10 protein-coding genes are annotated in these 15,003 nt (G+C 66.6%); 6 read left to right on the forward strand and 4 right to left on the reverse strand.

Annotated elements, in window-relative coordinates:
* The first annotated feature begins 144 nt into the window (after positions 1-144).
* Both ACFO0G_RS18630 and pknB read left to right on the forward strand, forming a co-directional pair.
* Complete coding sequence (locus ACFO0G_RS18630) at positions 145-1,533, forward strand: LysM peptidoglycan-binding domain-containing protein (RefSeq protein WP_376979458.1); 1,389 nt, start codon at positions 145-147, stop codon at positions 1,531-1,533.
* Positions 1,534-1,634: 101 nt separating this feature from the next.
* Positions 1,635-3,731: a Stk1 family PASTA domain-containing Ser/Thr kinase gene (gene pknB, locus ACFO0G_RS18635; protein ID WP_376979460.1), complete on the forward strand. Its 2,097-nt coding sequence runs from the start codon at positions 1,635-1,637 to the stop codon at positions 3,729-3,731.
* A gap of 45 nt (positions 3,732-3,776) precedes the next feature.
* Here pknB and ACFO0G_RS18640 read toward each other — a convergent pair whose 3' ends face one another.
* Together ACFO0G_RS18640 and ACFO0G_RS18645 are read right to left on the reverse strand one after the other, a co-directional pair.
* Entirely contained in the window at positions 3,777-5,168 is a 1,392-nt protein-coding gene (locus tag ACFO0G_RS18640) for a class II 3-deoxy-7-phosphoheptulonate synthase (protein WP_286403324.1), read from the reverse strand.
* Positions 5,169-5,267: 99 nt separating this feature from the next.
* Positions 5,268-6,092 (reverse strand): lysophospholipid acyltransferase family protein, encoded by an 825-nt coding sequence (locus ACFO0G_RS18645; protein ID WP_376979462.1) that lies wholly within the window; start codon positions 6,090-6,092, stop codon positions 5,268-5,270.
* A 111-nt stretch (positions 6,093-6,203) separates the two neighbouring features.
* On the opposite strand from ACFO0G_RS18645, the gene ACFO0G_RS18650 reads away from it, so the two are divergent.
* From ACFO0G_RS18650 to ACFO0G_RS18660, 3 genes are read left to right on the forward strand one after another with little or no spacing between them, the layout of a single operon-like run.
* Entirely contained in the window at positions 6,204-6,992 is a 789-nt protein-coding gene (locus tag ACFO0G_RS18650) for an alpha/beta hydrolase (RefSeq protein ID WP_376979464.1), read from the forward strand.
* The gene (locus ACFO0G_RS18655; RefSeq protein ID WP_376979466.1) at positions 6,989-7,795 is read left to right on the forward strand and encodes an alpha/beta hydrolase; all 807 of its coding nucleotides are present in this window, start codon (positions 6,989-6,991) and stop codon (positions 7,793-7,795) included. Before ACFO0G_RS18650 ends, ACFO0G_RS18655 begins: the two co-directional genes overlap by 4 nt.
* A complete protein-coding gene (locus ACFO0G_RS18660; protein ID WP_286403316.1) occupies positions 7,782-8,339 on the forward strand; it encodes a hypothetical protein in 558 nt (185 codons plus the stop codon). The genes ACFO0G_RS18655 and ACFO0G_RS18660 overlap by 14 nt, the downstream gene beginning before the upstream one ends.
* Before the next feature lie 54 nt (positions 8,340-8,393).
* Here the strand turns inward: ACFO0G_RS18660 and ACFO0G_RS18665 are convergent, their stop codons facing one another.
* Positions 8,394-9,458: an ROK family glucokinase gene (locus ACFO0G_RS18665; protein ID WP_376979468.1), complete on the reverse strand. Its 1,065-nt coding sequence runs from the start codon at positions 9,456-9,458 to the stop codon at positions 8,394-8,396.
* Positions 9,459-9,629: 171 nt separating this feature from the next.
* On the opposite strand from ACFO0G_RS18665, the gene ACFO0G_RS18670 reads away from it, so the two are divergent.
* Positions 9,630-11,438 carry an AMP-dependent synthetase/ligase gene (locus ACFO0G_RS18670; RefSeq protein ID WP_376979470.1) on the forward strand — a complete coding sequence of 603 codons (1,809 nt, stop codon included), beginning with the start codon at positions 9,630-9,632 and terminating at the stop codon, positions 11,436-11,438.
* 63 nt (positions 11,439-11,501) lie between these two features.
* Here the strand turns inward: ACFO0G_RS18670 and ACFO0G_RS18675 are convergent, their stop codons facing one another.
* Entirely contained in the window at positions 11,502-14,900 is a 3,399-nt protein-coding gene (locus ACFO0G_RS18675) for a pyruvate carboxylase (protein WP_376979472.1), read from the reverse strand.
* Positions 14,901-15,003: the final 103 nt, after the last annotated feature.

A 15,003-nucleotide genomic window follows, 5' to 3' on the forward strand; every position in this document is an offset into this window, starting at 1 on the left:
ATTTCTTGTGCTAATCGCAAATTCATGAGAGATTCACATTCATCACAGTTGTAACAGGAATAACTTAAGTCACAGTAGTATCAAGATTGACAGCGGCATCCCCGTCCGCGTCCGCACCCGCAGTTGAGAAGAGGATTCTTTCCGATGACGATGTCCCGCTCGCCCAAGCAGCCCCCCAAGCCGAGTCTGCCGATGATTGCCGCCACCACCGCGGCACTGCCAGCGGTCGTCCTGTCATCCCTGGCCCTTGCCCAGCCCGCTGCAGCGCAGCAGCCCGCGCGGAGCATCCCCAGCAGCCTCGCAGCTGCAATGAAGGCCCAAGCCGACGCGAAGGCAGCCGGCGCTGTGATCCCGGCTTCTGTTGTCTCCACCACCATTCCGGCAGCATTCCAGCCGGCCCAGCCGGCGGCCCCCGCCGAGTACACGATCGTCCGCGGCGATACGGTCAGCGCTATCGCGGGCCGTTTCGGCCTGGACACAGGTGAGATCCTCAAGCTGAACAACCTGCAGGCCAACACCATCATTTACCCTGGCCAGAAGCTCAAGCTGTCCGGTTCGCCTGCTCCCGCCGCACCCGCGCCTGCGCCCGCCGCTGCCCCTGCAGCCCCGGCGCCAGGCGCCGGGGCAACCTATACAGTGAAGTCCGGCGACACCCTGGGCGCCATCGCGGCCAGGCACAACGTGGCGCTGTCGGATGTCTTCACATGGAACAACCTCTCCATGCGTTCCATCATCTATCCCGGACAGAAGATCAAGGTGGGCGGCGGGTCCGCCCCTGCTCCGGCCGCACCCGCGCCGGCGGCTCCAGCACCCGCACCCGCCGCCCTGGCCAGCACCTCGGCACCGGCAACAGGGTCCTACACGATCAAAGCCGGCGACACACTCTCGGCCATTGCGTCCCGCAACGGCGTAAAGCTGTCGGACCTGCTGTCTGCCAACAAGCTGAGCATGAGCACCATCATTTATCCAGGCAGCAAACTGGTCATCCCCGGTGGCTCCGGCCAGCCGGCAGCGCAGCCCGCGGCACCCCAGCCGGCTGCTGCTCCCCTGGTGCCCAGCTCGTTCCTCGGATTCAGCTACCCGGCTGCTGTTGTCAGCTCGGCCAATGAGAACAAAGCTTTGCTGAACGCTTCACCCGTTCCCTCGCGGGAGGAGATGAAGAACATCGTTGCCGACACGGCGCGCCGCATGGGTGTGGATACTTCCCTGGCCCTTGCCTTTGCCTTCCAGGAGTCCGGTTTCAACCAGCGCGCCGTATCACCGGCGAACGCAATCGGCACCATGCAGGTCATTCCCAGCTCCGGTCAGTGGGCGTCGGACCTGGTGGGACGGAAGCTGAACCTGCTGGACCCTTACGACAACGCCGCAGCCGGCGTGGCCATCATCCGGCAGCTGCTGGCCACCAGCAAGGACCAGGACACTGCGATCGCCGGTTACTACCAGGGCCAGTACTCGGTGAGCAAGTACGGCATGTACGACGACACCAAGGCATACCTTGCAGCGATCAAGGCCCACCAGAAGAACTTCAGGTGAGCTCCTGACACTGACCAGTGCAGTAGTGCGGGTCCGAACCGTTACCGGTTCGGACCCGCTTTCGTTTCGGGCGCGTTTTGCTGCGGGATTAGGATCATAAGGTGCAGGAACACGTGTCGGACCCCGTTGCAGGGACGCTGGTGGACAACCGCTACGCAGTCATCTCCAGGCTTGCCCGCGGCGGCATGTCAACTGTCTATCTCGCCGTGGACCAGAGGCTGGACCGCGAAGTGGCGCTCAAGGTGCTGCATCCGCACCTTGCTGCTGACGAGAACTTCCTTGGCAGGCTGGGCCGGGAAGCAAAGGCAGCTGCCCGGCTGTCGCATCCCCACGTGGTGGGCGTCCTGGACCAAGGCAATGACGGCACCACGGCCTACCTTGTCATGGAGTACATCAAGGGCCACACGCTCAGGGATGTCATCCGGGACCGGGGCGCCCTGCCGCCCAGGCTGGCGCTGGCACTGATTGATCCCGTGGTGGAGGGTTTGGGCGCGGCGCACGCAGCGGGTTTCATCCATCGTGATGTGAAGCCCGAAAATGTCCTGATCGCCGATGACGGCAGGATCAAGATCGGTGATTTTGGCCTGGCCCGTGCCGTCACCAGTTCAACCAGCACCGGAGCGCTGATCGGGACGGTGGCCTACATCTCACCGGAGCTGGTTTTGGGCAAGCCGGCAGACGCGCGCAGCGATGTCTATTCCGTGGGGATCATGCTGTATGAAATGCTGACCGGCCGGCAGCCGTTCGAGGGCGAGGTTCCCATCCAGGTGGCCTACCAGCACGTCAACGGGACGGTTGGGCCGCCGTCGGACCAGGTGCCCGGTCTGGCGGGAGAGGTGGACGAGCTGGTGCAGTGGTGCACGGCCAATGATCCCGAGAACCGGCCGGTGGACGGCAACGCGCTGCTTCAGGAACTGCGGCATATCCGGACCCACCTCACGGACGCCGAACTCGACCTGCTGCCGCCCGCAGCGGTTGGTCCCGCGTCGCAGCACCACACCGAGGTCCTGGCGCGCGCCAGCAACCCGACAACGTTGCTGCCGCCTTCGCGGCCTGCTGCGCCGCCGTACCCGCCCGGGCACTTAACGCCCGGACAGCACACGGTGGACGAAGGACAGGCTCACACCGCCCGCGTGGCCTACCACCAGCGCCCCGGGCTGGCACTGCCCGACGACGACGATTCGGACGGCGAGTGGTCTCCCCCGCCGCCCCGGCTGGGCAAACGGGCCCAGCGCCGTGCCGACAAGGAAGACGAAAAACTCCGGGCCGTGGCCGCTGCCACCCCGGTGCGTACGCTGCGGGAGGGAAACCCACGGCGACGCGGCGTCCTCTGGGTCCTGGTCCTGATCCTCGCCGCATTGCTGGCCACCGGCGCGGGATGGTTTTTCGGCATGGGGCCCGGCGCGGCCGCCGCCGTACCCGCCGTAGCCAACAAGACAGTGGCCCAGGCCCAGCAGGTCCTGAGCGGGGTGGGTTTCCGTTCCACGACGAGCGATGTGTTCGACGACGAGGTGCCCTCCGGACTGGTGGTGGGCAGTGAGCCGGCTGCGGGGACCGAGATCCGGAAGTTCCAGCCCGTCTCCCTGCTGGTCTCCAAGGGTCCTCAGCTGTTTCCCTTGCCGAACCTCACCGGTGGCACGCTGGACCAAGCAAAGAGTTCCCTGAACGCGGCGCAGATGGCCCTGGGGACCGTGGCCGAAAAGTTCGATGAAGACGCGGAGGCGGGCATCGTCCTGTCGCAGGACCCGGCAGCCGGCACCCCCGCACGTCATGGCACCCCGGTGGCACTTGCGGTTTCCAAGGGTCCACAGCCGATTGCAGTTCCCTCCGTCATAGGTAAGTCCGAGGATGACGCCGTGGCGGCAATCGAGGCCGCGGGCCTTACAGCCCGGGTGGCCCCGGATGAGGTGTTCGTCCGGAACGTCCCGGAGGGCGACGTGGCCAGCCAGTCCCCGGCCAACGGGACACTGACCAGGGGCGGGACGGTGACCTTGACCATCTCCAAGGGCCCCAGAATGGTGAACGTCCCCAGCTACATTGGCAAGCAGGCCTCCGAGGCGCGCAAGGCGCTGGAGGCACTGGGTTTCCAGGTCCGGGTAAATAACATCCTCGGTGGTTTCTTCGGCACCGTGCGGGACCAGTCGCCGGTGGACCGGGAGGTCCCGGAGGGCTCGGTCGTCACCATCACCGTGGTATAGCAAAGGTGGGCCGGCACCGCCGGCCCACCTTTGGCAGTGGTGTCCCTAGTGCTTGGCGAGGGCGCCGGCCACCAGGAAGGCCATTTCGAGGGACTGCATGTGGTTCAGTCGCGGATCGCAGACAGACTCGTAACGGTCCAGGAACGCATCCTGGTCGATCGGGTCCGCGCCGCCCAGGCATTCGGCCACGTCGTCGCCGGTCATCTCCACGTGGAGGCCACCCGGCACCGTCCCCAAGCCGTGGTGTACCTCGAAGAACCCGCGCACTTCGTCGATGACGTCGTCGAAATTTCGTGTCTTGTAGCCGTTGGGCGAGGTGACCGTGTTGCCGTGCATGGGGTCGGTGACCCACAGGACCTGCGCGCCCGAGGCGGTGACCTTCTCGACGACGGCGGGCAGCTTTTCACGGATGTTGCCGGCGCCCATGCGGGTGATGAACGTCAGACGGCCGGGCTCGCGGTCCGGGTCCAGCTTGTCGATCAGGCGCAGGGCGTCATCGCCGGTGGTGGACGGGCCGAGCTTGACGCCGATGGGGTTGCGCACGCGTGACAGGAAGTCGACGTGGGCGTGGTCCAGTTCGCGGGTGCGTTCCCCGATCCACAGGAAGTGCGCGGAGGTGTCGTAGGGGAAGCCGGTGCGGGAGTCGATGCGGGTCAGGGCCCGTTCGTAATCCAGCAGCAGGGCCTCGTGGCTTGCGAAGAACTCGACCCGCTTGAGTGCCTCGAAGTCGGCGCCGCAGGAGTCCATGAACTTGATGGCACGGTCGATGTCCCTGGCCAGCGACTCGTAACGGGCGTGCGCGGGATTCTCGGTGAACCCCTTGTTCCACTGGTGGACGGAGCGAAGGTCCGCGAAGCCGCCCTGTGTGAAGGCCCGGATGAGGTTCAGGGTGGACGCGGAGGTGTGGTACGCGCGCAGCATACGGGAGGCGTCGTGTCCGCGGGATTCCGGGGTGAACTCGTAGCCGTTGACGATGTCGCCGCGGTAGGCCGGCAGGGTGACGCCGTCGCGGGTTTCGTCGTTGGAGGAACGGGGTTTGGCGAATTGGCCTGCCATCCGGCCCATCTTGATTACGGGCATGGCCGCACCGTAGGTGAGCACCACGGCCATCTGGAGGATGGTCTTGACGCGGGCGCTGATCTTGTCCGCCGTAGCGGCTTCGAAGGTTTCCGCGCAGTCGCCGCCCTGCAGCAGGAACGCCTTGCCCTGGGCCGCAGCGGCCAGCCGCTCACGAAGCACGTCCACTTCGCCTGCGAATACCAGCGGCGGAAGGACGGACAACTCCTTCACAGACGCATCAAAGACTTCCCGGTCCTGCCAGCTGGGCTGCTGGGAAATGGGGAGGTCCCGCCAGTGGTCCAGTCCGGGATAGTTGGCCGCTCCGCTCTGGGCGGTGCTGGACAGCGAAAAGGCGGGTTTTGCAGATAGCTCAGTCACCCTCTAAGACTAGCGGCAGGGGGACGCCGGAGGGCACCGGGGCGTCACGCTGCCGGCTCTGCCCGTCACAACTGCGGTGTGTCCCCCGCGAAGGTTCCCCTATCCCGCCGCTGTTGTGCCGGCGTCGTCCTCCACGTCAGGAGGCCCGGCGGCCGGACTGCCGGCACCGGTGTCCAGCACGAACTCTCCCTCGGCTGCCACCGGGGCGGCCAGGGGCTCGGCTGCCGCCTTTGCTTCCCCGGGCTTGCCGGCCAGCCGAAGTTTCACCACGGCCGCATATTCGTCCACGTACTCCTGCCCCGAGAGCCGCAGCAGGCTGGACATGATCTCGTCCGTGACCGTGCGCTGGACCGTCCTGTCCTCGGCCTGCTCCCGGAACTGGCTGAAGTCCAGGGGTTCACCGAAGATCATGCCGATCCTTCGGATGTTGGGCAGCCTTTTGCCAATGGGCTGGACTTTGTCGGTGCCGATCATGGCAACGGGGATGACGGGGACGCCCGCCTGCAGTGCCAGCCTGGCCACGCCCACCTTTCCGCGGTACATCCGCCCATCGGGGCTCCGCGTGCCCTCGGGGTAGATGCCCAGCAGGCCGCCTGCGTTGAGCACTTCCATTCCCGCATTCAAGGATGCGGCGGAAGCTGCGCCGCCGGACCTGTCCATGGGCAGCTGGTTGGTGAGGCGGAAGAACGCGGCTGTCAGCCTGCCCTTGATGCCCGTCCCGGTGAAGTACTCCGATTTTGCCAGGAAGACCACGGGCCGGCGCACCATGAGGGGCATGAAGATCGAATCGGAAAACGAGAGGTGGTTGGAAGCGATGATGGCCGCCCCCTGCGCCGGGATGTTGTCCAGGCCTTTGACCCAGGGCCGAAAAAGCAGCTTGATCGCCGGACCGAGGAAGATCCTTTTCATGACCCAATAGAACACGTGGTGAACCTCTCCGGAAGGCAGCTTCCAGTCCCCGCATCGGGCCTGGCCAGCGATTCAATGCAACCCTACTCTAGTGAGATTTGGGTGGAACAGTGACACGATGGAGTCATGACTGAAAGCAGCATTCCGCCCCGTCCGGCCGCTTTCAGCTATCCAGGCCACGGCGCCAATGCCCGCATCGGGGTGGCCTTATGCCACGGATTTACGGGCAGCCCGCTGAGCATCATGCCATGGGCGCAGCACCTGGCGGACCTCGGGTACGCGGTGGCCGTCCCTCTCCTGCCCGGGCACGGGACAGACTGGCGCCAACTCGCACTGACCGGCTGGAAGGACTGGTACCGCAGCTACGAAAAGGCTTACCTTGACCTTGCTGCGCGGACGGACGCCTGCTTCACCGCGGGCCTGTCGATGGGCGGCGCCATCGCGCTCCTTGCCGCCGCCCGCCATCCGGTGGCGGGGGTCAGCGTAGTCAACCCGGGCCTGAGCTTCTACGACTGGCGTGTCCGGATCATCGGCCTCCTTAAGTACGTCCAGCGCACCACCGTCCCCCTCCAGGAGGACCAGACCGGCGCCCCCGCAACCGACGACGGCGACTACGCGCTGACTCCCCTGTCTGCGGTGCACGAGTTGAAGAAACTGTTCCGTGCCGCCGAGCGCGGCCTGCCCAGCGTGGACGCTCCCGTCCAGGTTTTCAAGTCGCGCACGGACGCCGTGGTGCCGCCGACCTCCCTAGCCCTGCTGCGGAAAGGGCTGGGCGCGAACCTTGTGGAGGTGGAGGAGCTTGCCAGCAGCGGACATGTGGCTACTCTGGACGTTGACGCGCCCGCCATCTTCGCCGGATCGGGCGAATTTTTCGCCGGCCACGCCCGCCGCACCACTACCTTGGAGACGCCATGACGTCCGGCCCTGACCACAGCCCGTTCAGCAGCGCCTTCAGCGGCGAAGGGCCCCGCACGGGAGTGGTGCTGTCCCACGGCTTCACGGGGAGCCCGCATGGCCTTCGCGCCTGGGCCCAGGCATTCGCGGCGGCCGGTTTCGCCGTCCGGATGCCTCTGCTGCCGGGGCATGGGACCACGTGGCAGGAGCTTGCCCGCACCCGCTGGCAGCAATGGCACGGCGCCCTGGATGATGCCTTCCTGGAATTGGACGCCGAATGCGACCAGGTTTTCGCAGCCGGCCTGAGCATGGGCGGTACCCTCGCCCTGCGCGTCGCCGCCACCCGCCCCGTGGCTGGTGTGCTGCTGGTGAACCCCGGCCTGGTGATTGACGATCCGAGGGCGCCGCTGGCCGGACTCCTCAAGCTGGTTTTGAAGAGCACCCCATCGATTGGCAACGACATCCTTAAAGCGGGGGTGGATGAGGGCGCCTATGCCCGCACGCCCGTGGCCGCGGCCCACGAATTGAACAAGATGTTCAAGGACACGGTCCGGCTCCTTCCCCGGGTCACAGCCCCCGTCCAGGTTTACCGCTCCACCGTGGACCACGTGGTGTCTGATGCGAGCATGGACGTCCTGCGGCGCGGCCTGTCGCATGCCCAACTGGAAGTGGTCCGGCTTGAGAACAGCTACCACGTGGCCACCCTGGACAACGACGCCGACCGCATCTTCGAGGGTTCAGTGGACTTTATCCGGCGCGTGCTGCAGATAACGGCGGCCAGCCCTGCACGGTCAGGACAGGAGGTGCGCGGTGAACAGGCCTGACTCGGAACAGCCTGACCAGGGGGCCAACCAGGACGACGCCGTATGGCTGGACCTGGTGGCACGGCTTGAGTCGGACGCGGTGGCGATACGCCCCGATTCCCCCGGAGCCGGGGAACAGCCGCCCGCCGGGACGGAAACCGCCCCGGAAACGCCGGTGGCGCCCTCCTTCCGCGACTTCGATCCGCTGGGCCTGGCTGGGACTGCCCCTGCCGAACTGTCCGCGGCGGAACGCCAGGCGGAGGCAGGAGGGCAGGGCGCAAGCGCCGCCCCGGAGGGTCCCAGGGACTATGAACTGGACGACGGCGACGAAGAGTTCGTGCCGGAGGAACCGCCCAGCCTGGCCGGCACCGAGCCGCTGACCATGCTGGCCTGGCTCGGTGCCGTGGGTGGCCCCGTGGCACTGCTGTTGTCGGCGATGTTCTGGCGCTCGGCGCCCCTGCTGGCCATTGTCGGCATCGTTGCCGCGTTCGTCCTTGGGACGGTGTACCTGATCATGAAGCTGCCGCAGGAAAAGAACGGGGACGACGACGGCGCCAGGGTGTAGCGCGCCCCGGCCCGCCGTCGTCGTCAGCTAAGTTGTAGCCAACAAGCCCCGCGGTCAGCTGCGGACGCGGCTGCTGACTCGCGAAAGGTCCGCGGCGCCGATGAGCCCCGCGTTGGGACCCAGGGCCGCAAGCTCGATGCCCGCGGCCGGGCGGAAGCCCCGGCCCGTCAGGTTACGGGCGAAGGCTTTGCGGGCGGGCTCCACCAGCAGGTCGCCGGCCGAGCAGAGGCCGCCGCCGATCACGAAGAGGCCCGGGTCCAGGGCTGCCGCCAGGTTGGCCAGACCAAGTCCAAGCCATTCCCCGACTTCCTCGATCAGCTCGCGGGAAGCGCGGTCGCCGGCCAATGCCAATTCGGTCACGATGGCGCCGGTGATGGCTTCGGGATGTCCGTGCACGGCTGCCAGCAGGTCCTGCGCCACCGGCGAGTTGGACCGGGCCAGCAGCCTCGCTTCCCGCCCCAGGGCGTTGCCGGACGCATACTGTTCCCAGCATCCACGGTTGCCGCATTCGCACCGGTGGCCCCCGGGCATGATGATCTGGTGACCGAACTCCCCTGCCACGCCGAACCGGCCGCGCTCCACCCTGCCGTCCATCACCATGGCACCGCCAATACCGGTGCCCAGCGTGATGCAGACCAGCCGGTCCTCCCCCTGGCCGGCACCGAAGCGCCACTCGGCCCATGCTGCCGCGTCGGCGTCGTTGGTCAGGAGTACCGGCCGTCGGAGCAGCCGCTGGAGGTTCTCACGCAACGGCTCGTTGCGCCAGGCCAAGTGTGGGCTGAAGAGGACGGTTCCGCCGGCCAGGTCCATCCACCCGGCAGCGCCGATGCCCACAGACCAGATTCGGTGCCCCTGGCTGAGCTCCTCCACCAGTTCCACGATGACCTGCTCCACCGCGCGGGGATCCGTTCCGGGGGTGGAGCGGCGGGCCTCGCTGAGGATGCGCCCCTCTGCATCCACCACACCCGCGGCTACCTTCGTTCCACCGATATCTATCCCGATGGCCAGTCCCTTGCGGCCCAGGCGGAGCTGTCCGGCGCGGTAGGTGGCGGGACGGCGGCGCCAGGGAGCTGGTCTTTTCAGGGGGCCGGCCTGATTGCCGGGCAACGGTCCGTACATAGTCCCCCATTCTAGGCGGGCGGCAAGATTGTCTTGACATATCGGGCCGCACGCCGCGTCCATTGACGGCTAAGTTACTCGCCAGTAGGTTTATGTACTGCACTGTTCCGCCCGGGGTACTAGTCTTTAGGCAACCCCCTGCGCGGGACTTCAGATATCAAAGGAGCTATAGTGCGCGAATTCAGTGTTCCGCCCCTGGTTGTTGTCCCGCCGGAAACCAACATCACCGACCTGGTGTTGCGGCAGGCGGAGAAGCCCAGCAATCCGGCACTGTTTTCCCGCCTGGACCCGGCAGGTTCCTGGCGCGACGTCCCAGCCTCCGAGTTCCTCGCTGACGTCAAGGCGCTGGCCAAAGGCCTGATCGCCAGCGGAGTGGGCGCCGGGGACCGTGTGGGCATCATGTCCCGCACCCGCTACGAGTGGTCCCTGGTGGACTTCTCCATCTGGTTCGCCGGCGCGGTTTCCGTTCCAATTTATGAAACTTCCTCCCCCTCCCAGGTCGCCTGGAACCTCGGGGACTCCGGCGCCGTTGCCGCTTTCGGCGAATCCGCCCACCACGAGAACGTCATCCGCCAGGCCGTCACCGCCGAAGGGCTCACAGCGGTCCAGCACGTGTGGCAGCTCGAGGGCAACGGCTTGGACAGCCTCCGGGAGGCGGGCCGGGACGTCAGTGATGACGAGCTGGAATCCCGCCGCAGCGCAGCCGGGCTCCACGATGTGGCCACCATCATCTACACCTCCGGAACCACCGGACGTCCCAAAGGCTGCGAGCTCACGCACGGCAACTTCGTGGAACTCTCGGACAACGCCCTGGCCATCATCGGCGAGATCGTCCATGAGAAGGCCAAGACCATCATGTTCCTGCCTCTGGCCCATGTGTTCGCCCGCTACATCTCGGTCCTGGCCATGGCCGCCGGAACCACGGTGGCCCACACCCCTGATATCAAGAACCTGCTGGCCGACCTGCAGAGCTACGAACCGACCTTCATCCTGGCCGTGCCCAGGGTCTTCGAAAAGGTTTACAACTCCGCGCTGACCAAGGCAGAGGACGGCGGGAAGGGCGCCATCTTCCACCGCGCCGCCGAAACCGCCATCGCCTTCTCGAAGGCCCGGCAAGACGGACGGGTGGGGCTGGGCCTGAAGCTGCGGCACGCTTTGTTCGACAAGCTGGTCTACGGCAAGCTGCGGGCGGCCATGGGTGGACACGTGGCCCACGCGGTGTCCGGCGGCGGCCCCCTGGGCGAGCGGCTGGGGCACTTCTTCCAGGGCATCGGCCTGCAGGTGCTGGAGGGCTACGGCCTCACCGAGACCACCGCCCCCATCACGGTGAATACGCCGTCGCGGATCAAGATCGGCTCGGTGGGCAAGCCGCTGCCGGGCAACGCGGTGAAGATTGCCGACGACGGCGAGATCCTGGCCAAGGGCGTCTGCGTCATGCGGGGCTACTACCAGCGGGATGACCTCACCGCAGAAGCCTTCACTGACGGCTGGTTCCACACCGGGGACATCGGCCGACTGGATGACGAGGGCTTCGTCTGGATTACCGGCCGCAAGAAGGAAATCATCGTCACCGCCGGCGGCAAGAACGTCATACCTGCCCTGCTCGAAGACCAGATCCGGGCCGACGCCCTGGTGTCACAGGTGCTCGTGGTGGGCGACAACAGGCCCTTCATCGGGGCCCTCGTAACCCTGGACCAGGAAGCCCTGCCGGGCTGGCTCCAGCGCCACAACCTCCCCGCAGACACCACGCTGGAGCAGGCAGCCGCCAACCCCGTGGTGAAGGCTGCAGTCCAGGACCTGATCACCGCAGCCAACACATCAGTTTCCCAGGCCGAGGCCATCAAGTCCTTCCGCATTGTCCCGGCCGACTTCACCGAAGCGTCCGGCCACCTGACCCCGTCCATGAAGGTGAAAAGGGCACAGGTCATGAAGGACTTCGAAACCGTCATCGAAGAGATGTACTCAGCCCCGCGCCCCTGACGCCTACAACAACGAAAGGGTCCTCCCGCCTTGGGAGGACCCTTTCGTTGTGCCTGGAACTTCCTACTGCTCGACGACCAGTATCAGGTCTCCGCCCTGGACCTGCTCGACGGCGGAGATGGCGAGGCGGGAGACCTTGCCGGCCACCGGCGTCGTGATGGATGCTTCCATCTTCATGGCCTCGATGGTGGCCACGGTGTCTCCTGCCTTGACCGTATCGCCGGGCTTGACCGTGACGGTAACGGCGCCGGCGAACGGTGCGGCCACCTGGCCGGGCTGGGCGGGATCGGCCTTTTCGGCGGCCTTGACGTTGCTCACCACGGAACGGTCACGCACTACCACGGGACGGGACTGGCCGTTGAGGGTGCACATGACGGTGCGCATCCCCTTCTCGTCCGGCTCCGAGACGGCTTCCAAGGAGGCGATGAGGCGGACGCCGCGCTCCAGCTGGATCTCGTGCTCGGTGCCGCGCTGGAGGCCGTAGAGGTAGTCGCGGGTGTCCAGGACGGAAATGTTGCCGTACGTCTCCACGCTCTTCAGGTAGTCCTTCGTGGGGCCATCGAAGAGCAGCCGGTTCAGCGTGTGCTGGCGGGTCTTCGAGTCGGACTTCAAGGCGGCGCTGTCCTCGGAGCTCAGTTCGACGTCGCGGACCTTCACGCTCCTGCCCTGCAGGGCCTTGGTGCGGAAGGGCTCGGGCCAGCCCCCGGGAGGATCACCGAGCTCGCCGGACAGGAAGCCGATGACGGAGTCGGGGATGTCGTAGTTCTGCGGGTTCGCTTCGAAGTCCGCCGGATCGGCGTTAAGGCCCACCAGGTGCAGGGCGAGGTCGCCCACCACCTTGGAGGACGGTGTGACCTTCACCAGGTGGCCCAGGATGCGGTCGGCGGCGGTGTACATATCCTCGATCGCTTCGAACCGCTCCCCCAGGCCCAGGGCCATGGCCTGCTGGCGCAGGTTGGACAGCTGGCCGCCGGGGATCTCGTGCTTGTACACCCGGCCGGTGGGCCCGGGCAGCCCCGATTCGAAGGGGGCGTAGACGCGGCGGACCGCTTCCCAGTACGGCTCGAGTGAGCTGACGGCGTCCAGGCTGAGGCCGGTGTCCCGCGGTGTGTGGGCCAGGGCAGCAACAAGGGCCGACGCCGACACCTGGCTGGTGGTGCCGGCCAGCGACGCGGACGCCACGTCCACGGCATCCACACCGGCGTCGACAGCCGACAGGAGCGTAGCCAGCTGCCCACCTGCGGTGTCATGGGTGTGCAGGTGGACCGGCAGGTCGAAGCGATCCCGGAGCGCCGCGACGAGCTTCGCGGCAGCGGCGGGCCGCAGCAGCCCGGCCATGTCCTTGATGGCCAGGATGTGGGCCCCGGCGTCGACGATCTTCTGCGCCAGCCCCAGGTAGTAGTCCAGGGTGTAGAGCTTCTCTTCCGGGTCCAGCATGTCGCCGGTGTAGCAGAGTGCCACCTCTGCCACGGCGGTGCCGGTGGCCCGGACTGCGCGGATGGCCGGAGCCATCTGGTTGACGTCGTTCAGGGCGTCGAAGATGCGGAAGATGTCGATGCCGGTGGCGGCGGCCTCGTTGACGAAGGCTTCGGTGACCTCTTCCGGGTAGGGCGTGTACCCCACCGTATTGCGGCCGCGCAGCAGCATCTGGATGCAGACGTTGGGCATGGCCTTGCGCAGGGCCGCCAGCCGGTCCCAGGGGTCCTCGCCCAGGAAGCGCAGCGCCACGTCGTAGGTGGCGCCACCCCACGCCTCAACGGACAGCAGCTGCGGCATTAGGGCTGTAACGGCGGGGCCCGCGGCTACGAGGTCGCGGGTGCGGACGCGGGTGGCCAGCAAGGACTGGTGCGCGTCGCGGAAGGTGGTGTCGGTGACGGCAACGGCATTCTGCTCACGCAGCGCCTTCGCAAAGGCTTCCGGGCCCAGCTCAAGGAGCTTCTGCCGTGAACCGGGTACTGCCTGCCTGTCCTTCACATCGGGCAGCTTGTGGGCAGGGTCCGAGTGAACGGCCAGCTCACCGTTGGGCTTGTTGACGGTGACGTCGGCCAACCAGGTGAGGAGCTTGGTGCCGCGGTCGGCCGAGACACGGGCCTTGAGCAGCTCCGGGCGCTGGTCGATGAAGTTGGTGGCCACATCCCCGGCGATGAAGTCGGGATCGTCCAGTACGGCCTGGAGGAAGGGGATGTTCGTGGAGACACCGCGGATGCGGAACTCAGCCAGGGCACGGCGGGCGCGGGCGACCGCCGTGGGATAGTCCCTGCCGCGGCAGGTGAGCTTGACCAGCATGGAGTCGAAGTGGGGGCTGATTTCGGCGCCGGAGTACACCGTGCCGCCGTCCAGGCGGACACCCGCGCCGCCGGCCGAGCGGTACCCGGTGATCTTTCCGACGTCGGGACGGAAACCGTTGGCGGGATCCTCCGTGGTGATCCGGCTCTGGAGGGCTGCGCCGCGAAGCTTGACCGTGTCCTGGGAGAGGCCAAGGTCGGCGAGCGTCTCGCCGGCGGCAATCCGCATCTGGGCCTGGACCAGGTCCACGTCCGTGACTTCCTCGGTAACCGTGTGCTCCACCTGGATGCGCGGGTTCATTTCGATGAACACGTGCTGGCCTGCCCGCTCACCCTCGGTGTCCACCAGGAACTCCACCGTTCCGGCGTTGACGTACTTCAATGCCTGGGCAAACTTCACGGCGTCCCGGTAGAGGGCCTGCCGGATGTTGTCGTCCAGGTTGGGGGCAGGAGCGATCTCGATGACCTTCTGGTGCCGCCGCTGGATGGAACAGTCACGCTCGAACAGGTGCATGACGTTGCCCTCGGCGTCCGCCAGGATCTGCACTTCGATATGCCGCGGGCGGAGGACCGCCTGCTCAAGGAACATGGTGGGGTCGCCGAATGCGGCATCAGCTTCCCGCATGGCCGACTTCAGGGCCTCGGGCAGGGCTTCGCGGGTATCAACCCGGCGCATGCCGCGGCCGCCGCCGCCGGCAACAGCCTTGGCGAAGATGGGGAATCCGATCTCATCGGCCGCTGCCAGGAGCTCATCGAGGTCCTTGGACGGCTCGCTGGACTTGAGGACCGGCACGCCGGCCTCGCGGGCGGCCTTCAGTGCCGCCACCTTGTTGCCCGCAAGCTCCAGCACTTCGGCGGGCGGCCCCACGAAGGTGATGCCCGCCTCCTTTGCCGCACGTGCCAGCTCCGGGTTCTCCGAAAGGAAGCCGTAGCCCGGGTAGATGGCGTCAGCTCCAGACTCCTTGGCGACCCGCACCACCTCCGCCACATCGAGGTATGCCCGGACGGGGTGTCCCTCCTCGCCAATCAGGTAGGCCTCGTCCGCTTTCTGGCGGTGGATTGAGTTTCGGTCCTCTTGGGGAAAAACGGCAACGGTCTTGGCGCCCAGCTCGTAGCCTGCGCGGAAGGCCCTGATCGCGATTTCACCGCGGTTGGCCACCAGAACTTTGGAAAACATACTTCTCCTGCATCATTGCTGGGTGGATCGATGAGTGGTCACAGTGTCTAGGACCTACAAGGACAAACACAAATCTTTGTGGTCACGGTCACAGATTTTCCCG

It is taken from the genome of Arthrobacter sedimenti (assembly GCF_042652025.1).
Taxonomy (GTDB): domain Bacteria; phylum Actinomycetota; class Actinomycetes; order Actinomycetales; family Micrococcaceae; genus Arthrobacter; species Arthrobacter sedimenti.

Bases quoted from the DNA above. Each gene is read 5' to 3' on its own strand.
- ACFO0G_RS18665 (WP_376979468.1), bottom strand. From the start codon at position 9,458: ATGTACGGACCGTTGCCCGGCAATCAGGCCGGCCCCCTGAAAAGACCA.
- ACFO0G_RS18630 (WP_376979458.1), top strand. From the start codon at position 145: ATGACGATGTCCCGCTCGCCCAAGCAGCCCCCCAAGCCGAGTCTGCCG.
- ACFO0G_RS18650 (WP_376979464.1), top strand. From the start codon at position 6,204: ATGACTGAAAGCAGCATTCCGCCCCGTCCGGCCGCTTTCAGCTATCCA.
- ACFO0G_RS18675 (WP_376979472.1), bottom strand. From the start codon at position 14,900: ATGTTTTCCAAAGTTCTGGTGGCCAACCGCGGTGAAATCGCGATCAGG.
- ACFO0G_RS18655 (WP_376979466.1), top strand. From the start codon at position 6,989: ATGACGTCCGGCCCTGACCACAGCCCGTTCAGCAGCGCCTTCAGCGGC.